This window comes from Parafrankia sp. BMG5.11 (assembly GCF_004337455.1).
Window position 1 is genome coordinate 110,083 of record NZ_SJXI01000002.1, and the last position, 17,658, is coordinate 127,740.

General features: G+C 67.7%; 19 protein-coding genes and 1 tRNA gene. 6 read left to right on the forward strand and 14 right to left on the reverse strand.

Annotated features, from left to right (window positions below; translation table 11 throughout):
- Positions 1-29: 29 nt before the first annotated feature.
- From E0504_RS03035 to E0504_RS03065, 7 genes are read right to left on the reverse strand one after another with little or no spacing between them, the layout of a single operon-like run.
- Positions 30-947 (reverse strand): RDD family protein, encoded by a 918-nt coding sequence (locus tag E0504_RS03035; protein WP_131621823.1) that lies wholly within the window; start codon positions 945-947, stop codon positions 30-32.
- A complete protein-coding gene (locus tag E0504_RS03040) occupies positions 944-1,972 on the reverse strand; it encodes a stage II sporulation protein M (protein ID WP_131621825.1) in 1,029 nt (342 codons plus the stop codon). The genes E0504_RS03035 and E0504_RS03040 overlap by 4 nt, the downstream gene beginning before the upstream one ends.
- Entirely contained in the window at positions 1,969-3,279 is a 1,311-nt protein-coding gene (locus tag E0504_RS03045; RefSeq protein ID WP_131621827.1) for a DUF58 domain-containing protein, read from the reverse strand. Before E0504_RS03045 ends, E0504_RS03040 begins: the two co-directional genes overlap by 4 nt.
- Positions 3,280-3,281: 2 nt before the next feature.
- Complete coding sequence (locus E0504_RS03050) at positions 3,282-4,238, reverse strand: MoxR family ATPase (RefSeq protein WP_131621953.1); 957 nt, start codon at positions 4,236-4,238, stop codon at positions 3,282-3,284.
- Between the two features lie 2 nt (positions 4,239-4,240).
- Positions 4,241-5,509, reverse strand: a complete 1,269-nt coding sequence (locus tag E0504_RS03055) for a DUF4350 domain-containing protein (RefSeq protein ID WP_131621829.1) — start codon at positions 5,507-5,509, stop codon at positions 4,241-4,243.
- Positions 5,506-6,168, reverse strand: a complete 663-nt coding sequence (locus E0504_RS03060; protein ID WP_207912150.1) for a hypothetical protein — start codon at positions 6,166-6,168, stop codon at positions 5,506-5,508. Before E0504_RS03060 ends, E0504_RS03055 begins: the two co-directional genes overlap by 4 nt.
- Before the next feature lie 35 nt (positions 6,169-6,203).
- Positions 6,204-7,121 (reverse strand): prephenate dehydratase, encoded by a 918-nt coding sequence (locus E0504_RS03065; RefSeq protein WP_131621957.1) that lies wholly within the window; start codon positions 7,119-7,121, stop codon positions 6,204-6,206.
- A 140-nt stretch (positions 7,122-7,261) separates the two neighbouring features.
- Here E0504_RS03065 and E0504_RS03070 point away from each other — a divergent pair, with 140 nt between their 5' ends.
- Positions 7,262-7,957, forward strand: a complete 696-nt coding sequence (locus E0504_RS03070) for a cytochrome c family protein (protein ID WP_131621831.1) — start codon at positions 7,262-7,264, stop codon at positions 7,955-7,957.
- Positions 7,958-7,987: 30 nt separating this feature from the next.
- Here E0504_RS03070 and E0504_RS03075 read toward each other — a convergent pair whose 3' ends face one another.
- The 3 genes from E0504_RS03075 to E0504_RS03085 form a co-directional block, all read right to left on the reverse strand.
- On the reverse strand, positions 7,988-8,191 hold the full coding sequence (locus tag E0504_RS03075; protein WP_131621833.1) for a hypothetical protein: 204 nt from the start codon (positions 8,189-8,191) through the stop codon (positions 7,988-7,990).
- 93 nt (positions 8,192-8,284) lie between these two features.
- On the reverse strand, positions 8,285-8,956 hold the full coding sequence (locus tag E0504_RS03080; RefSeq protein ID WP_131621835.1) for an RlmE family RNA methyltransferase: 672 nt from the start codon (positions 8,954-8,956) through the stop codon (positions 8,285-8,287).
- A complete protein-coding gene (locus tag E0504_RS03085; RefSeq protein WP_131621959.1) occupies positions 8,953-10,110 on the reverse strand; it encodes a Ppx/GppA phosphatase family protein in 1,158 nt (385 codons plus the stop codon). The genes E0504_RS03080 and E0504_RS03085 overlap by 4 nt, the downstream gene beginning before the upstream one ends.
- Positions 10,111-10,301: 191 nt before the next feature.
- On the opposite strand from E0504_RS03085, the gene E0504_RS03090 reads away from it, so the two are divergent.
- From E0504_RS03090 to E0504_RS03100, 3 genes are all read left to right on the forward strand, one after another.
- Positions 10,302-10,375, forward strand: a tRNA-Gln gene (locus E0504_RS03090).
- A gap of 65 nt (positions 10,376-10,440) precedes the next feature.
- On the forward strand, positions 10,441-10,980 hold the full coding sequence (locus E0504_RS03095) for a pseudouridine synthase (RefSeq protein ID WP_131621837.1): 540 nt from the start codon (positions 10,441-10,443) through the stop codon (positions 10,978-10,980).
- 43 nt (positions 10,981-11,023) lie between these two features.
- The gene (locus E0504_RS03100) at positions 11,024-11,896 is read left to right on the forward strand and encodes an LOG family protein (RefSeq protein WP_131621839.1); all 873 of its coding nucleotides are present in this window, start codon (positions 11,024-11,026) and stop codon (positions 11,894-11,896) included.
- A gap of 20 nt (positions 11,897-11,916) precedes the next feature.
- On the opposite strand, the gene thiD is transcribed toward E0504_RS03100, so the two are convergent.
- From thiD to glmM, 3 genes are read right to left on the reverse strand one after another with little or no spacing between them, the layout of a single operon-like run.
- On the reverse strand, positions 11,917-12,714 hold the full coding sequence (gene thiD, locus E0504_RS03105; RefSeq protein WP_131621841.1) for a bifunctional hydroxymethylpyrimidine kinase/phosphomethylpyrimidine kinase: 798 nt from the start codon (positions 12,712-12,714) through the stop codon (positions 11,917-11,919).
- Positions 12,711-12,935 (reverse strand): DUF1272 domain-containing protein, encoded by a 225-nt coding sequence (locus E0504_RS03110; protein ID WP_131621843.1) that lies wholly within the window; start codon positions 12,933-12,935, stop codon positions 12,711-12,713. The genes thiD and E0504_RS03110 overlap by 4 nt, the downstream gene beginning before the upstream one ends.
- On the reverse strand, positions 12,935-14,272 hold the full coding sequence (glmM, locus tag E0504_RS03115) for a phosphoglucosamine mutase (protein WP_131621845.1): 1,338 nt from the start codon (positions 14,270-14,272) through the stop codon (positions 12,935-12,937). Before glmM ends, E0504_RS03110 begins: the two co-directional genes overlap by 1 nt.
- Positions 14,273-14,374: 102 nt before the next feature.
- Between glmM and E0504_RS03120 the strand changes: the two genes are divergently transcribed.
- Together E0504_RS03120 and E0504_RS03125 are read left to right on the forward strand one after the other, a co-directional pair.
- Positions 14,375-15,667, forward strand: a complete 1,293-nt coding sequence (locus E0504_RS03120; RefSeq protein WP_131621847.1) for a dicarboxylate/amino acid:cation symporter — start codon at positions 14,375-14,377, stop codon at positions 15,665-15,667.
- A gap of 66 nt (positions 15,668-15,733) precedes the next feature.
- Complete coding sequence (locus E0504_RS03125; protein ID WP_131621849.1) at positions 15,734-16,345, forward strand: superoxide dismutase; 612 nt, start codon at positions 15,734-15,736, stop codon at positions 16,343-16,345.
- 59 nt (positions 16,346-16,404) lie between these two features.
- On the opposite strand, the gene E0504_RS03130 is transcribed toward E0504_RS03125, so the two are convergent.
- Positions 16,405-17,631, reverse strand: a complete 1,227-nt coding sequence (locus E0504_RS03130) for an AI-2E family transporter (RefSeq protein ID WP_207912152.1) — start codon at positions 17,629-17,631, stop codon at positions 16,405-16,407.
- Between the last annotated feature and the right edge of the window lie 27 nt (positions 17,632-17,658).

Consider the following 17,658-nt stretch of genomic DNA (forward strand, 5'->3'; position numbering starts at 1 on the left):
CCCCTTGACCGCGCGCGGGGCGGACAGGGTCAGTTGCTGAACTTGTCCGCCTTGCGCCGGCCAAAGCGCATCCCGCCTTCCAGCCGGGCGCGAAGCTGGGCATAGTAGGCTTCCAGAAAGGCGCGCTCGTCCCCGGCGCCGGGGTGCCAGCCGATCTTGCGGCAGATCGCCGCGTGAACCGAAGCCAGCGCGGCCGGGTTGCCGTCGCGCAAGACCCGTTCCAGCGTCTGCAGTTCGTGCTCTCCATAGACCGCCAGATCGTCGTCACCGAAACGATAGCGCGCGCCGGTGACGTCGCTGGTCCCCCTTGCTCCCACCGCGGTCGAGAGCGCCTGAGGCAGCTTTGGGCGCGGTGCTTCGACCACCCAGGTCCCTGCCACGACGTCACCGGCGCGCAGCGCATCCCGGTTGAAGAACGGGAACAGCATGAAGCCGAGGAACCACAGCGCTCCAGCGACGCCGGCTGCGCCCGTCTGGCCGGTCGGCGCAGACATCAACAGGATCACCGGCATGAAGAACTCGATGTCGCGCAGCAGATTGCGCGCGATCACCGCCTCGGCGGTCAGCCGCGCCGCACCTTCACCGGGCGCAGCGCGGGCGGCCACGCGGATGCCGGCGGCGCGCTTGCCCGGCGTAGCGCCGCGGGGGCCAAGCTCGAAGGCGATGAAGTAGCCGTTCCACGCAAGGAACCACGCGAGTGTCCACGAAACGCCCAGGAATTCGGCCGCTCCGCTGGTCGCCGCGCCATCCAGCGCGCGGAGCCCGCCCGCGACCCACGCGATCAGGAACGTGAGCGCGACCGCGCCGAACGTGAGGATCAGGTAGTCGAGAATGAATGCGCCAAATCGGGCGGCACGGCTGGCGACCACGAACGTCAGGGCGATGCCTTCCGGGGTGATCACCTCGCGCCGGCGCTTCGTGTCATACGGAATGACGGCGCCGGTCATGCGTCAGCTGCGCTGGCCGATCGGCCAAAGGCGAAGAAGTAGGCGAGCCAGAACAGCAGCATCGCGCCGCCGATCAGCAGCCGGTCCCACGTCTGCCCGACCAACTCGCGGGCGAACGCTTCCAGCACCGCCGCTACCACCAGCATCAGCACCACGCCCGCCATCACTGTCGCTGCCCGCCGGCCGGCGGCGGCGGTCGCAGGCAGCAGCGCGCGCTTCCCGGGGAAGGCCATCGACCGGCCGACGTGGATGCCGGCCGCGCCAGCCAGGAGGATGGCGAACAGTTCGGTCGAGCCGTGGACCGACAGCCACGCGGCGAATTCGAGCGTCAAGCCTTGCCCGGCAAACAGCCACAGCATCGCGCCAAGGGTGGCCATCTCCTTCAGCAGGATCAGCAAGGTGGGAATGCCGAACGCAAAGCCCAGCGCGAAGGCCAGGATCGAAACGCTGGCGTTGTTCTGGAACAGGTAAGCGGCAAAACCGGACAGGCCCGCTGCGCTGCTCTCGGTGCCCAAAGCCTGCAGCAGCACCTCTCGGCTGGCGCCCGGCACGCGGGTGTCGGTGAACTGGCTGGGGACGAGGCTCCAGTACCATTCCTGATCCTGGGCGACGAGCAGCCAGCCGGCGACGGCCCCGGCGATCATCACCGCCAGCGCGATCAGGATATCGGGCCAGATCGCACGCACCGCCCGGCTGAGTCCGCCGCCAAGGAAGCCGGCGAGCCAGCGCGCGAATCCCTGACGCGGACCATAGACCTGGAACCACGCCCGGCGGACGAGGCTCTCGAGCCACGCGATGGTCGCGGCATCGAGCGACGTCTCGCGCGCCACCGCCAGGCTGGATGCCGCCGTACGGTAGAGCGCGGGCAAGGCGAGCACGTCTTCGTCGCTGAGCTTGCGCAGGCGGCCCGTTTCCATCCGCCGGACAATCTGCTCCAGCCGCCGCCAGTCGTCCTCGCGGCCCAGGCGGAACCGGTCGGAACGCAGGATCGCGGCTTCGATCGCGTCGGCGGCAAGGTCGCTCATCCGATGGCTCCCTTGCGTTTCACGTCCAGGTAACGGTCGATCAACCGGTAGCCGATCGCGTTCCACGGCGCTTCGATGACGTCGATCCCGCGCTGGCGCAGCCGCTGCAGAACCAGCGCGCGCTGGCGGGCCAGGGTGTCGGCCGTAACGGCGGTGGCCAGCGCATCGAGGCTGTCGGGCTCTGCCGCCTGCAGCCCGGCCAGTTCGCTGTCCTCGATGGTGACGAACAGGACCAGGTGCCGCTCCACCAGCCGCCCGAGACTTTCGATCATCAGCTCGGCACTGGTGGGATCGGTGAAATCGGAGAACAGCACCACCAGGCTACGCCGCTGGAGCCGCTGGGACAGAGTGGCCAGCGCGAGGGTAAAATTCGGTTCCTCCGCGTGATAGTCCAGCCCGGCGGCCGCGCTTTGCAGGTAGTGAAACGCGCGGGTTTCGCCGTGGAACGGCGTCATGACCAACGGCCGGCGGGCAAAGCCGAACAGCGCCACCCGGTCGCCGCCCTTGAGCGCCACATAAGCCGCGGTCAGCGCGGCGGAGACCGCCCGGTCGATCCGCGGCAGGCCATCGACCGGCTCGCACATCGACTGGCCGCAATCGAATGCGAACACGATCTGGTTGTTGCGCTCGGCCTCGTTCTCGCGGGCGAACAGGCGGGTGTGGCGGCTGCTGGTCTTCCAGTCGATCCGCCGCCTGTCCATGCCGGGTTGATATTCCGAGAGCGCTTCGAACTGGGTGCCCTCTCCGCGGATGCGCCGCGCGATGAGGCCGACCTCCGTGTTGCGGAGGAAGTGCTGCAGGGTGGGGCTGCGGATTGGCGACAGGTCGGGCCAAATCCGCAACTGGCGCTCGAGCGGCACGGAAAACTGCCGGGCGCCGAGACCCAGCGGTCCGCTCCAGCGCAGCCAGAGATGAGAGAGGGCGGCGGTGCCCCGGCGGTTGGGGACGAACACCGCTTCCCCCTGCCACGCGCCGTCGCGCGGCGTCAGCGCGACATTGGTCTGACCCGATCGCGCGAGTCGGGGATCGACTGCAAGCGCCGCGTCCACTCGGCGCGCGCGGCCATCGCCGATGTCGGCCATCACCGTCAGCGTCACCGGCTCTCCGATCTCGGCATCTTCGGGCACCGTTACCCGCCACTCCGCCAACCCGCCCGCGAGCATCGCGTCGATCAGTACCAGCGCGACCAGAACTACCCCCGCCAAAGGTGCGATGACCCACGCGCCGGGCGCGGAAGCGGCGATCACCAGCGCGACCGGCGCGGCCAGCATGGCGAACAGCGCGGCACGGGGGGCGGGGACGATCATCGCTAGCGCGGCGCCTCGGTCTGCTCGACCAGTTCCGCGACAAGCTGCTCAACCTGTCGGCCTTCGATCTCGGCGGCGGGGCTAAGGGTCAGGCGGTGCCGCAGGACCGAAGCGGCGAGTGCCTTGACGTCGTCGGGAAGCACATAGTCGCGCCCTTCCAGCGCCGCGCGGGCGCGAGCTGCCTTGGCGAGCTGTACCGCAGCGCGCGGTGAAGCGCCGGTGGCGAGATCGCTCGTTTCACGCGTCGCGCGCACCAGCCGCACCACATAATCGACGATATCCCCGGCGACTGTCACCTGATCGAGGGCGGCGGAGGCACCGGTGAGCCGGGCGGCGTCGGTCGCCGGACCGACCCCGAACTCGGCCGGACGCGGCGGGCCGAGCCGCTGGGCGAAGCGGCTAACGATCGCAGCTTCCTCTTGCGGAGCGGGATAAGCCACCAGCAGCTTGAACAGGAAGCGATCGAGCTGCGCCTCGGGCAAGGGATAGACGCCCTGGCTCTCGATCGGGTTCTGCGTTGCGACGACCATGAACCGCTCTGGCAGGGCGTGAGTCTCACCGTCGAGCGTCACCCGACGCTCCTGCATCGCTTCGAGCAGCGCGGCCTGGGTCTTGGGCGGGGTGCGGTTGATTTCGTCCGCCAGCAGCAGGTCGCAGAAGATCGGCCCGCGGGTCAGGGTGAACTGGCTGGTCTGGAAGTTGAACAGGTTGGAGCCGAGGATATCGCCCGGCAGCAGGTCGGGGGTAAACTGGATGCGCCCGAAATCCAGGCCCAGCGCGGCGGCAAAGCACTGGGCGAGGAACGTCTTGGCGGTGCCCGGCGGACCCTCCAGCAGGACGTGCCCTTCCGCGAGCAGCGCTACCAGCAGATGCTCGACGGTCTGTTCCTGCCCGACCACGGCCTTGGCGACTTCGCCGCGGATGGCGGCGGCCAGGTCGCGCACCTCGTCGAGGGTCATGGTCATCGGGTATTGGTCCTTTCGAGCGACTTGAGGGCGTGCGCCGCGCGCAGCGTCTGCGATGGTCCGCGCGCGGCGCGCAAGCGGTCGGCCAGCTCGCTGAAGCTGGGACCGTCCGGCGCGCGGCGTGCCAGGGCGGCGTCGATTGCGCCGGGGTCGGCGCTACGCAGGCCAAACGACGCGGCGAGCCTGCGGGCGACGAGATCGGCGAACGGTGCGCCCAGCAGATGCAGCCGGCCGCTGCGCCGGATGAAGCCTGCGGCGTTGGCGGCAAGGCGCGTCTTGCCGAAAGCGATCGCCCGATCCTCCGCCACCGGCGCGCCGAAGCGCCCGAACGCGCGCCAGCCCACCACCAGCAACGCCAGCAGCAGGCACAGCGTCGCGGCAAAAAAAGGCGGTTGGAAGGCGAGCGTGAGCAGATTCTTGTTCGCCCCGAACCCGTTGAGCGTGAGATCGAACACCACCGGAATGTCCTGCCCCTCGCGCGCTGCTTCGATCACCTCGGCCGCGAGCAAGGCGCGGTTGCGATCTGCCAGCCCATAGTTGTTGAACAGGTCCGGCTCGAACGCGACCACCAGGCTCCACTTATCGCCATCGCACTCCGCATCCGGCGCCGGAGCGCGGGCCGCGGCGTCAAGCACCGGATAGCAGCCGTGATCGTCGGCATAGGCGACCAGATCGCGGCCACGCGAGTCGCGCACCAGGCTGGTCCAGGCGCCTTCCTCCAGCCCCAGCACCTGATTGCGATCGGGCAATTGGCCGGCAAGGTCCATGCCCTGCCAGTCAGTGCCGCCGGGCAGCCGGGCAAGTCTGACGGTCATTTGTTGCGGGTCAGTCAGTTCATCGGTCCAGCGCGGTCGGCCTGCGCCGAGCAGTTGGACCCACCCCTGCTTGGTATTCGTCAGCGAGGCGGGGACGGTGACGCTGTTCCATTTCGGCAGGATCAGCAGGGTCGAGCCCGAATAGCGCCGCCGCTCGATGATCTCGGCAATGTCGTCGGGATCGCTCCACTGGGTGGGGGTAAGAACCAGTAGCGATTCGCCGGTGAGCTTGCCCGGACTGCGCGACAGCGTGACGTCATAGCCCTGCTTCTGCAGCATTGCGGCAAGCCCGGCATAGCCATCGAGCCCCTGGCTCCGCGCGTGGCCGCTGCCACTTGCCCCGCCCGGTCCGGTGTCGCCCTGCCCGATGAAGTACAGCAGCGCGATGAAGGTCGCCGCGCCGAACAGCACCAGGCCCAGCACTGCGCGCGGGCTGAACGACCCGCTCATGCGCGCGCCGGCAGCCGGGCAAGAGCGAACTCGGCATACGCGGCGCGGGCCGCGTGCCAATCTTCCGCGCCGAGCGCGCGCAAGGCAAACAGGCTGCGCTCCACCCGCCCGGCGATCGTGCCGAACGCGGTGCGCGCGCCGTCAGGCAACGCGGGCAGGGCGGCCAGCTCGCGCGCGGTGGTCGCGGGTTCGACGAGGTCGGGACGGGCAGCGGCGATCTGGCTAACGCTGCGCTTCAGCAGCAAGTGCGTCGCCTCATCGAAGCGGCCTCGCGCGGCGAGCGCGTCGGCATCCTCCAGCAGCGCGAGCGCATCGCCTGGCGCAGGGATCCATCCGCCGTCCTCCGACGCCGGTTGCTGTTTGGGGCGCCAGTGAAGCGCGGGAGACAGCATCCGCCACAGCAACAGGGCAAGTGCGGCGATCGCGATGGCAAGAAGCACCCATTTGAATATCGGCCAGCTTAAGCCCAGCGCACGGCCGACGGGCGCCAGCACGTCTCCCAACCATACGAACAGCGCATCGAGCCAGCCCGGTTCGGGCGGAGCTTCCTGGGGAATCTGTACCGGCGCGAACTGGATCGAATCGTCGGCGCGCACCGCGTCCCATGCCTTGGCAGGATCGCCGATCTGCCCCGTTCCCCCGATGCTGCCAGTCGTCACCGACCGGTGGTGACACGGCGCACCCGCAGGCGCAACTAACCGCGCACGCGTTCCTGGCGATAGGTCCCGAGGATGCGCAGTTCCTTGCAATGAAAGGCGAGCTCGTCGAGCGCCCGGTCGACCGCCGGTTCGCCCGGCGCGCCGATGATGTCGGCATAGAACATCGTCGCGGAAAAGCTCGCGCCGGCCTGGTAACTTTCCAGTTTCGTCATGTTCACGCCGTTGGTCGCGAACCCGCCCATCGCCTTGTACAACGCCGCCGGCACGTTCTTTACCTCGAACACGAACGTGGTGATCGCCGGCCCCCTGACCGTCGCAGCAGCGAGCGGCTGCCGTGCCAGCATCAGGAAGCGGGTGGTGTTGTCGGCCGCGTCCTCGACATCATGTTCCGCAATTTGCAGGCCGTAGAGCTCGGCGGCGAGCGGCGGAGCGATCGCCGCGAGGCCCGGCTCCCCCCGCTCCGACACATGCGCCGCGGCGCCGGCGGTGTCGGCATAGCTCAACGGCACGATGCCCCGCTCGCGCAGGAACCGGCGCGACTGGCCGAGCGCTTGAGGATGACTGTAGGCCGCCTCGAACGGGCCCATGGTCCCGTCCGCGCCGGCCAGCGCCATCAGCGCGTGGTTGATGCGCAGGAAGTGCTCAGCCACGATGTGCAGGCCGCTTTCCGGGAGCAGGAAGTGGATGTCGGCTACCCGCCCATGCTGGCTGTTCTCGACCGGGATGGCTGCGCTGCCGGCGCGTCCGGCTTTTACCGCGTCGATCGCGTCTTCGAAGCTGAAGCACGGCAACGGCAGGCAGCCGGGTGCCATCTCGGTGGCGGCGCGATGCGAATTGGCCCCCGGTGCCCCGGCAAAAGCGACCGCGCGCGCCGGGTCCGCGGCGGCGGCGGACTGCATCGCCTTCACCAGCGATCGGGCGGGTGCGGGGAACGAGGATTGAAAGCTGTCCATCTGGCGCTTGCGCCTAACGGCGCGGCAATCGCCGGGCAAGCCGCACGACCAGATGCGCGGGCACTTGCGCGCGCGCGGCGCCCTGACTAGAGCGCGGCGCAACCATTTTCCTTCCGCCTTTCTTCCGGATCACGCACCCCATGCAAGACCGCTTCAATACCGCCGCCGGCTGGGTCCTGTTTTCAGGCATCGTCGCGCTTGGTCTGTCGAGCGTCAGCGCGAAATACTTCACCGCCGACAAGCCGCACCGCCCCGAACAGATGGGCTATCCCATCGAAGGCGTGGTCGAGGAAGGTGAAGGCGGCGCGGACGCAGGGCCGGGTCTGGCGGTGCTGCTCGCTTCAGGCGATGTCGCTGCGGGTGAGAAGGCGGCGCAGGGCCGCTGCGGCACTTGCCATACCTTCGATCAGGGCGGCGCCGTGAAGCAGGGACCTAACCTCTACGGGGTCATGGGCACGCCGATCGGCAAGCACGCAGCGGGGTATGCGTATTCTAGCGCGTTGTCGGGTCACGGCGGCGAATGGTCGTACGAGAACATGGACGCGTGGCTCGCCAGCCCGAAGGCGTTCGCGCCTGGCACCAAGATGAGCTTTGCTGGCCTGTCGAACGGGCAGGACCGAGCGAACATCATCCTTTATCTGAAGCAGCAGGGTGGCGGACCCGCTTTGCCGACTCCGGAAGCGGCAGCGCCTGCCGGCGATGCGGCAGAAGCTGCCGCCGCCGGCGATCCTTCCGCCACTGCCGGGCCGGCCGAAAAGCCCGGCATGGATGCAGCCGGCGCGGTCGCGGCCCCGGTGACCGACGGGCCGCTAAACACGAACAAGGGCGAGAACTAAGCCGGTTTTCCGCCGGTCAGCGCAACCTGACTAGCGCCTATGCTTGCGGCCCGGATGCGGGGGGTGTTCCTCCGATTCGCGCGTGTCCTGCCGCTTTCGCCGTTCGTTCGCCTGGCGTCGCTTGCGCTCGGCGGCCTTGGTCGCGCTGGCGTGGCGGCGCATACTCTCGATCCAATTAAGCGCCGCAATCAGCAACGCGGTCACTGCGATGACCAGGATGACGTGCGTCGTCACGAGAGGGGCACAGCGGCATACATCGAAGGCCGGTGCGTGCGCCGATTGACGCAAATAGTCCAGTTTGGGTGAGCTCGGGCGTTGGGCGCACCGTCAGGTGAGCGGCTCGGCCTTGAAGCCCTGCGCGATCACGTACCACTCGCTCGACCCCTTGCGGCTGGCGGGCGGCTTGGCGTGCTTGACCGTGCGGAAATGCTTTTTCAGCAGCGCCAGGATCTCCGCGTCGGTGCCGCCGGCGAACACCTTCGCGACGAACGCACCGCCGGGTTCGAGGTGTTCCACGGCGAACCACGCGGCCGCTTCGACCAGGCCCATCGTGCGCAGGTGATCGGTCTGCTTGTGACCGACCGTATTGGCGGCCATATCGGACATCACGAGATCTGCTTTGCCGCCAAGCGCTTCGGCTAGCTTCGCCGGCGCATCGTCGGCCATGAAGTCCATCTGCAGCAGGGTGACGCCCTCGATCGGGTCGGTCTCCAGCAGATCGATGCCGACCACGCTTGCCTTGGGACGCAGCTTGCGCACCACCTGGCTCCACCCGCCCGGCGCGATGCCGAGGTCGATCACCCGGTGAACCCCCTTCAGCACGCCGAATTTCTCGTCGAGTTCGATCAGCTTGTATGCCGCGCGGCTGCGATACCCTTCGGCCTTGGCCTGCCGGACGTATGGGTCGTTGAGCTGGCGCGACAGCCAGCGATTGGACGACGCGGTGCGCCCGCGCGCGGTCTTGACCCGCTTCGTGGTATCGCCGCCGCCGCGGGTCATGCCGTGGGCCTGGGCGGGGCGGGGGTGCCGGCCATCAGGCTGCGCAGGATGCCTTCTCGAATCCCGCGATCGGCCACGCCCAGCCGTTCGGCCGGCCAGATGTCTAGGATCGATTCCAGGATCGCGCAGCCCGCGACGACCAGATCCGCGCGGTCCGGCCCGATGCAAGGGAGGGTCTGCCGCTCATCAAGATCCATCACCGACAGCCGCTCGCTGATGGTGCGCATCGCTTGTGCCGGCACGATCAGCCCGTCGACCGCGCGACGATCGTACTGCGGCAGCTCGAGATGCAGGCTGGCGAGCGTCGTGACGGTTCCGCTGGTGCCCAGCAGGCGGATATCCTCTGCCCGCGAAGCGTCCGCGATGCGCTCGGCAAACGGCGCGAAGCTGTCCGACACCAGCATCCGCATTTGCCGATATCGGCCAAGCCGGGTGGCGGCGTCGTCCTCCGCGCGGCCGACAGTGTCGGTCAGAGAGACCACGCCCCACGGCACGCTGGCCCAGTCGATGATCCGGGGCACGCGTTCGCCCGGCTCGATCAGCACCAGTTCGGTCGACCCGCCGCCGATGTCGAAGATCACCGCCGGCCCGTGACCCTGTTCCAGCAGGATATGGCAGCCCAGGACCGCGAGTCGGGCTTCCTCCTGCGCCGAGATGATGTCGAGCGCGATGCCGGTTTCCTCGCGCACGCGATCGATGAAATCCGCCCCGTTGGCGGCGCGTCGGCAGGCTTCGGTGGCGACCGAGCGGGCCAGCGACACGTTGCGGCGCCGCAGCTTGTCGGCGCAGACGTGGAGCGCCGCGAGCGCGCGATCCATCGCCTCGTCACTCAGGCGGCCGCTGTGCGCAAGACCCTCGCCCAGTCGCACGACTCGGCTGAAGGCGTCGATCACCGTGAAGTTTTCGCCGGAAGGGCGCGCAATCAGCAGCCGGCAGTTGTTGGTGCCCAGATCGAGCGCGGCATAGGCCTGCCGACGGGGTTCGCCGGTGGCCGGCGCGCCGGTGCGCAAGGCGGTGCCGCGATGTGCGCTGGGATCGGACGGCGAGGGGCGCTTGTAGCGGAAATCGGCTACTTTGCCGGACGGTTTGCCCCCGTTGCTGCGCGTCCTGTTCCTGGCGCTCCTGACTTTGTCCGGCGGAGAGACATCCGCCATTTCAATGCTTTCTGTTCCTCCCGCGAGACGCATCGGGCGCGCCGCGCGGGGACCTGGCGGCAATGCTAGCGGGCCGCGTGCCAGTCGGCAAGCTCGCCGGGACACAGTCGCTCCAGCGCGCTTGACCTTGGCCGCGGACGAACCTAAGTGCGCCTCCTCGCGGACCGGCCCCTGGCCGCCACCCGCGCCGGTGCCCCGTCCTCTAATGGTAAGAGAGCGGACTCTGACTCCGTCAATCAAGGTTCGAATCCTTGCGGGGCATCCAGCTTTTCAGGTTCGGCTGATCATGCAAGCCCGCGGCTCCTCCCTTGCTTTGCCAGCACTTTGTCGATGGCGCTGATTGCATTCAACAAGCCGATGAACGTCCTGTCGCAGTTCACCGACCGCGGCAGCGAGAGCGCGCGCGCCACCTTGTCGGACTTCATCGATCGTCCCGGAGTCTATCCAGCCGGCCGGCTCGACCGCGACAGCGAGGGGCTGCTGTTACTGACCGACGACGGCCGGTTGCAGGCGCGCATCGCCGATCCCCGGTTCAAACTGGAAAAGACTTATCTGGTGCAGGTGGAAGGCACGCCGGACGACGCGGCGCTGGGCCAACTGCGGCGCGGCGTGGTGCTCACCGATGGGCCGACTCGTCCCGCGCGCGCCGAGTTGATCGAGCCGCCCGCCCTGTGGCCGCGCGATCCGCCGGTCCGGTTTCGCAAGAGCGTACCTGACGCGTGGCTGCGCCTTTCCATCAGCGAGGGACGCAATCGCCAGGTACGGCGGATGACCGCTGCGGTCGGTCTGCCGACCTTGAGGCTGGTGCGCTGGCGGATCGGCGAGTGGGACCTCGCCGGTCTCGCACCCGGCGAATGGCGATTGGTGTAAGCGGTTATTGCCGCGCGCCGGCTTGCCGCCTATCGGCGCGCCAATGACCGAAAAAGAAGAACGCGATCTCACCGAACGCAAGTTTTACCCCGCCGAGCAGGAAGCTGCCTTCTCCGACAAGGCCAGCCCCGACACACCACAGACCCGTGACCCCGCATACCGGCTGGCATTTCGCGATGTCGAATTCCTGCTGCGCGAGGAACTGCGTCCGGTGCGCTTCCAACTGGAGTTGCTGAAGCCCGAAATGCTGCTCGACGAGGCGGGGGTTGGATCGACCCTCGTGATGTACGGCTCCGCCCGCATTCCATCACCCGATCACGCCGCTATGCTGGTCGAGAACGCCTCGCCCGAAAACCGCGTGGTGGCCGAGCGGCTGGCGGCCAAGGCCAAGTACTATGACGAGGCGTACAAGCTTGCACGGATGGTTAGCGAGCGAGCGATCGTCGAGAATGGCGAGCGCCAGTTCGTCATCTGCTCTGGCGGCGGCCCCTCGATCATGGAAGCTGCCAACAAGGGCGCGAACGATGCCGGTGCCGAATCGATCGGGCTCAATATCGTCCTGCCGCACGAGCAGGCGCCCAACGAATATGTCACCCCGCACCTGTCGTTCCAGTTTCACTATTTCGCGCTGCGCAAGATGCACTTCCTGCTCCGCGCGCGGGCGGTGGCGGTGTTCCCCGGCGGGTTCGGCACGTTCGACGAGTTCTTCGAGCTGCTGACCCTGATCCAGACCGGCAAGATGAAGCCGATGCCGATCCTGTTGTTCGGCAAGGATTTCTGGACCCGGGTGATCGACTGGGACGCGTTCGCCGAGGAAGGGACGATCTCCCGCGCCGACCTCGATCTGTTTCGCTGGTGTGAAACCGCCGACGAGGCCTGGGGCCACATCGCCGCGTTCTACGACATCAAGGATTGAGCGCCCGGCTGGTGCGCGCCTCAGGTAGGGGTGCGCACGGCCTGGTGACCAAGCGGACCTGAGCCGTCGCCGAAACCGGGCGCGTGCTCGATTGCCGCACGTACAAACCGGCGCGCCAGTCGCACCGCGTTGGTCAGCGGCTGCCCGTGCGCGAGCAGCGTCGCCACCGCGGACGACAGGGTGCAGCCGGTGCCGTGCGTGTGGCGCGTTTCGATGCGGGGATCATCGAAGTTGGCGAAGTCCCCGTCCGCCAGCACCAGCATATCGAGCACCCGGTCGCCTTCGGCGTGCCCGCCCTTCGCCAGCACCGTGCAGCTGTGCTGTTCGACCAGCATATGGGCCGCGGCGGCAACCGACTCGTGGGTGCCAACGGGCATTCCGGTTAGCGCGGTCAGTTCCGGCAGGTTGGGCGTAACCAGCGTGGCGATGTCCATCAGCGGGGCGAATGCGGCGATCGTGTCGTCGTCGGCCAGCACCCCGCCGCTGGTGGCGACCATCACCGGATCGAACACGATACTGCCGCTGAAGCTCTTCAGCAGCCGGGCGACCACGTGGGCGATGGCTGGCGAACCGAGCATTCCGATTTTGATCGCGTCGGCGCCGATGTCGGACAGGCAGGATTCGATCTGCGCTTCGACCAGTTCCGCCGACAGGGTCACCACGGCCTGCACCCCGCGGGTGTTCTGCGCGGTGATCGCGGTGATCGCAGTCATGCCATAGCCGCCGAGCATGGCGATCGTCTTGAGGTCGGCCTGGATACCCGCGCCCCCTGAGCTGTCGGACCCGGCGATCGCCAGCACCCGGGGCGGGGCGCTCACGACTGGAATTTCCGCTCGCTGCTCGGCGGGAACTTCGCGTGGAGCGCCTTGGCCCGGGCGGGGCGGTCCATCAGTTCACCGCCGCAGTTCGGACAACGATCGTCCAGCGCCTCGGCGCATTCCGCGCAGAAAGTACATTCGAAGCTGCAGATGAATGCGCCGGGATGTTCAGCCGGAAGATCCGCGCCGCAGCGTTCGCAGTCGGGCCGCATCTCCAGCATCAGGCGGCCTCGCGCACCGCATCGCAGATCGCATCGACCACGCGCTCGACCTGTGCCGCGTCATCGCCTTCGGCCATGACCCGGATCAGCGGCTCGGTGCCGGAGGGACGGATCACCAGTCGGCCCTTGCCGGTCAGTTCGCCGTTCGCGTCGGCGATCACCGCCTTGACCCGCGCATCATCCAGCGGTTTGCCGCCGGAATAGCGAACGTTCTTGAGGAGCTGAGGCACGGGCTCGAACTGGTGCAGCAGCTCGCTCGCGCGCTTGCCCGATCGCACGAGGCTGGCGAGCACCCGCAGGGCGGCGACAGTGCCGTCGCCGGTGGTCGCATAATCGAGCAGGATCATGTGTCCCGACTGCTCGCCGCCAACGTTGAACCCGCCCGCGCGCATCCGCTCAAGCACATGACGGTCGCCCACCTGGGTGCGCTCCAGTGTCAGACCCTTTCCTTCAAGAAACCGCTCCAGCCCCAGGTTCGACATCACCGTCGCCACTACGCCGCCGCCGCGTAGCGCGTCCTTTTCGCGCATCCTGAGGGCAATCACGGCCATCAGCTGGTCACCGTCGACCGCCTGCCCCTTTTCATCGACGACGATCAGCCGGTCAGCGTCGCCGTCGAGGGCGATGCCGATGTCCGCGCCTTCTTCGACCACCCTGGCCTGCAGGGCCGCGAGAGAGGTGGAGCCGACGTCGCGGTTGATGTTCGTGCCGTTAGGAGCGACGCCGATCGTCACGACCTCCGCGCCCAGTTCCCAGATCGCGCTCGGCGCCACCTGGTAGGCCGCGCCGTGGGCGCAATCGACCACGACCTTGAGGCCGTCGAACCGCAAGTCGCTGGCGACTGATTGCTTGACCGCGTGAATGTAGCGGCCACGCGCATCCTCAATCCGGCGGGCGCGGCCGATCAGCTCGGCTTCGGCCAGCACCGGCTCTGCCTCCAGCAGCGCCTCGATCGCCAGCTCGTCGGCATCGGACAACTTGAAACCATCGGGTCCGAACAGCTTGATGCCGTTATCCTCGAACGGATTGTGGCTGGCGCTGATCATGACGCCCAGATCGGCGCGCATCTCGCGCGTTAGCAAGGCGATCGCGGGGGTGGGCAGGGGGCCGGTCATGATCACGTCCATGCCCACGCTTGTGAAGCCGGCGACCAGCGCGCTTTCCATCATGTAGCCCGACAGGCGGGTGTCTTTGCCAATCACCACCCGGTGGCGGTGGTCGCCACGCAGGAAATGGTGGCCGGCGGCCTGGCCCACCTTCATCGCGACGGCAGCGGTGATCACACCTGCATTGGTGCGCCCGCGAATGCCGTCGGTGCCGAAAAATTTGCGTGCCATATGCGTCCCTTGCTCTGGCTTTGATCTGCAGTCCGCCGCTTTGCCGCCCACCGCGCGCGATGTCACTAGCCTGTGCGGGCGAAGGCGCTACTGTCCGCCGCGATGGATCGGACCGACACCGCACAACCCGCCGCCACGCTCCGCCAGTTGATTACCGTGAGCATCCCCGCCGGGTGGACGCTGGCAGGGTTGATCGCGGGACTTGGGGCCGGCGTGCTGCTGGCGCGAACCGAGGTGGCGGAGCCGGTGCTGGCGTTCGCCGGTCCGGTCGGATCGCTCTGGCTGCGTGCGTTGCAGGTGACGATCGTGCCGCTGGTCGCCGCGCTGCTGGTGATCGGCATCGCGCAAATGGCCCAGGCCGCCCGGGCGGGAGCGGCCGCGCGGCGGATGCTTGGCTGGGTGATCGCGGTGCTGGTGACCTCCGGCGTCATAGGCGTGCTGCTGACGCCGGTGCTGCTGCGCCTGTTTCCGCCGCCCGCCGCCGCCGCCGGGGTGCTGTCCGCAGGGGGTGAGGCACAGGAAGTGCCGGGGATCGGCGCATTCATCGAATCGCTTGTCGCGCCGAACATCGTCGCCGCGGCGGCGGAAACCGCGATGCTGCCGCTTACCCTGTTCTTCGTCGCCTTCGCGCTCGCCGTGGTGCGCTTGCCGGACGAACAACGCGAGTTGTTGCTGGGTGTGTTCCGCGCGCTCGCCAACACGATGCTGATGATCATCGGCGCGGTGCTGTGGGTTGCCCCGGTGGGGGTGTTCGCCCTCGCGCTGGGGGTCGGCGCGGCCAGCGGCGGCGCGGCATTCGCGACCCTGGCGCACTATATCCTAGTGGTCACGGCGGTCGGCACGACACTGCTGGTTGGCGGCTACTTGCTGGCGTGGCTGGCCGGAGGTATTTCGCCGCTGCGGTTCGGCCGCGCGCTGATCCCTGCGCAGGCGGTCGCGCTGTCGACCCAGAGTTCGCTCGCCAGCCTGCCCGCGATGCTCGACAGCGCCGAACGGCTGAAGGTGCGCGAGGAGACCGCCGAATTCGTCCTGCCGCTAAGCGTCGCGATCCTGCGCGCCACCAGCCCGGCGATGAACATCGCGGTGGCGATGTACGTGGCGCACCTTGCCGGCGTGGACCTGACCCCGATGTCGATGATCGCCGGGGTCGCGGTGGCGATCGTGATCGCGATCGGATCGGTCAGCCTGCCGGGCACGATCAGCTTCGTCATCTCCATCGGCCCGATCGCCTTGGCGATGGGGGTGCCGATCGGGCCGCTCGCGTTGCTGGTGGCGGTGGAAATGATGCCCGACATCATGCGCACCATCGCCAACGTGACAATGGACGTGGCGGTCACCACGGCGGTCGATCGCCACCAGCCGGCGGACGAACCCTCAGACGCGTTGCAACCCTAGCGCGCGCCGCGCATTGGTGTAACGAACCCCCTTGTCATTCACGCCAGCCCTCCACAGGAGACATCCATGGCCTTTGAAGTCACCCCGCTGCCTTATGAACCCACCGCGCTCGACCCCGCGATCAGCGCCGAAACGCTGAGCTTCCACCACGGCAAACATCACAAGGCGTACATCGACAAGACCAACGCCGCGATCGCCGGGACCGATCTTGAAAATGCCGCGCTCGAGGACGTGATCAAGAGCGCGCGGGGCCAGAACCAGGGCCTGTTCAACAATTCCGCGCAGAGCTGGAACCACGGGTTTTACTGGCACTCGCTGACGCCTTCGTCCGGTGAGCCCTCGGAGGAACTGCAGAGCATGATCGACAGCGCCTTCGGCTCGACCGAAGCGCTGGAAACGCAGTTGAAGGAGCGCGGCGTCGGCCACTTCTCCAACGGCTGGGTGTGGCTGATCGAGCGTGGCGGCAAGCTGGAGATTGGCGAAACGCACGACGGCGATACCTTCGCCGATCAGGACGCCAACCCACTGCTGGTCATCGACCTGTGGGAACACGCCTATTACCTCGACCATCAGAACCTGCGGCCGAAGTATCTGGAAGAAGTCGTCGGCGGTAAGCTGAACTGGGCGTTCGCGTCCGAGAACCTCAACCGCGGCACCACCTGGAAGTATCCCTGCTAGGCTGACAACGCTGACGCAATGAGAGCGGCTCGCTGCGTTTGGCGCAGCGGGCCGTTTTGCTATTCAGCGACGGCGGGCGATCCTTCTGCCCTGAGCTCGGCTTCCGGATCGCGCTCGATGAACAGCGGCTCGCCAAAGATGAAGCCGATCAGGTTCGGCCGGCCGACATGGTCAAAAAAGGCGGTCAGCGTCAGCAGGATCGGCACCGAGAGCAGCGCCCCGAACACGCCCCAGATCCACGAGAAATAGCTGAGCGCGATCAGGATCAGTACGGGGTTCATGGTGAACCGCGCGCCCAGGATCGACGGGGTGAAGGCGTTCGATTCCACCGCATGAAGCGACAGATATGCCGCCGCCGGGATGACCCCCACCCATGCCGTGTCTGCGGTGCCCACCCCGTACAGGGCGAGAAGCGCGGTCATCATGAGAGGGCCGATGTATGGCAGGAAGTTAAGTAGCGCCGCGAGGCCGCCCCACATGACCGGCGCGTCGAGGCCGAATGCCCAGGCGCCAAGGCCCACGATCACGCCGACGCAGCCGTTGATCCAGGTGACGGTCAGGATGTAGGCCGCGACCCGGTCTTGCACGTCGCGCACGATCCGCGCGGCTTTCAGGCTGGCGCCCAGATCGGCGCGCTCCAGCATCAGCCGGCGCCGCATCCGCACCCGCGCCTCCACCAGGAAAAAGGTCATCAACAAGGTGAGCAGCGTTTCCAGCACCACGCTGGGAGTCGCATAAGCGAACTGTTCCAGCACCGACGGCGTGGCGACCACCACTTCGTTGCCCGATTGGCCTGTCAATTCGGCCAGCCGGTCGTTGGCGGCGGCAAGCCATGAGAACTGAGCGCGCAGTTCGCTGAACCGCTGGCCGATCTGGTCGATAATCTTGGGCAGGGTGTCGAACAGTGCCAGTGCGGGCTGCAGGATCAGCAGGCCGGCAAGGACTATTCCCGCCAGCAGCACGAGCAGCGCGGTGAGCGAGGCCAGAACATTGGGCAGGCCCCATTCCGCCAGCTTGTCAGCCAGCGGTGCCAACACGATGGTCAGGATCAACGCCGTGACCAGCGGCAGGAAGACCACCGACCCGATCGACAGCACGAACGGAAGCGCGAGAAACAGTCCCAATCCAAGGATCAGCACCAGCGCGGAAATCAGCCGCAATTCCTGCGCCGCAAAGGTCATTCGCGCGGTACGCATTGCGCGCACGGCCGGTGAGACCTCGACGTGCTCGGACGAGGGCGCATCTTCGCCCCCGCCGGCCACGGGAGGAGTCGGTGCCTTGGTCATGCCCGCCTCATCTGCTGCGAATGGTGT

Coding starts and splice junctions, on each gene's coding strand:
- E0504_RS03130 (WP_207912152.1), bottom strand. CDS start 17,631: ATGACCAAGGCACCGACTCCTCCCGTGGCCGGCGGGGGCGAAGATGCG.
- E0504_RS03035 (WP_131621823.1), bottom strand. CDS start 947: ATGACCGGCGCCGTCATTCCGTATGACACGAAGCGCCGGCGCGAGGTG.
- E0504_RS03055 (WP_131621829.1), bottom strand. CDS start 5,509: ATGAGCGGGTCGTTCAGCCCGCGCGCAGTGCTGGGCCTGGTGCTGTTC.
- E0504_RS03095 (WP_131621837.1), top strand. CDS start 10,441: ATGGCGCTGATTGCATTCAACAAGCCGATGAACGTCCTGTCGCAGTTC.
- E0504_RS03080 (WP_131621835.1), bottom strand. CDS start 8,956: ATGACCCGCGGCGGCGGCGATACCACGAAGCGGGTCAAGACCGCGCGC.
- E0504_RS03045 (WP_131621827.1), bottom strand. CDS start 3,279: ATGATCGTCCCCGCCCCCCGTGCCGCGCTGTTCGCCATGCTGGCCGCG.
- E0504_RS03070 (WP_131621831.1), top strand. CDS start 7,262: ATGCAAGACCGCTTCAATACCGCCGCCGGCTGGGTCCTGTTTTCAGGC.
- E0504_RS03065 (WP_131621957.1), bottom strand. CDS start 7,121: ATGGACAGCTTTCAATCCTCGTTCCCCGCACCCGCCCGATCGCTGGTG.
- E0504_RS03040 (WP_131621825.1), bottom strand. CDS start 1,972: ATGAGCGACCTTGCCGCCGACGCGATCGAAGCCGCGATCCTGCGTTCC.
- E0504_RS03120 (WP_131621847.1), top strand. CDS start 14,375: ATGGATCGGACCGACACCGCACAACCCGCCGCCACGCTCCGCCAGTTG.
- E0504_RS03125 (WP_131621849.1), top strand. CDS start 15,734: ATGGCCTTTGAAGTCACCCCGCTGCCTTATGAACCCACCGCGCTCGAC.
- glmM (WP_131621845.1), bottom strand. CDS start 14,272: ATGGCACGCAAATTTTTCGGCACCGACGGCATTCGCGGGCGCACCAAT.
- E0504_RS03110 (WP_131621843.1), bottom strand. CDS start 12,935: ATGCTGGAGATGCGGCCCGACTGCGAACGCTGCGGCGCGGATCTTCCG.
- E0504_RS03085 (WP_131621959.1), bottom strand. CDS start 10,110: ATGGCGGATGTCTCTCCGCCGGACAAAGTCAGGAGCGCCAGGAACAGG.
- E0504_RS03050 (WP_131621953.1), bottom strand. CDS start 4,238: ATGACCCTCGACGAGGTGCGCGACCTGGCCGCCGCCATCCGCGGCGAA.
- E0504_RS03100 (WP_131621839.1), top strand. CDS start 11,024: ATGACCGAAAAAGAAGAACGCGATCTCACCGAACGCAAGTTTTACCCC.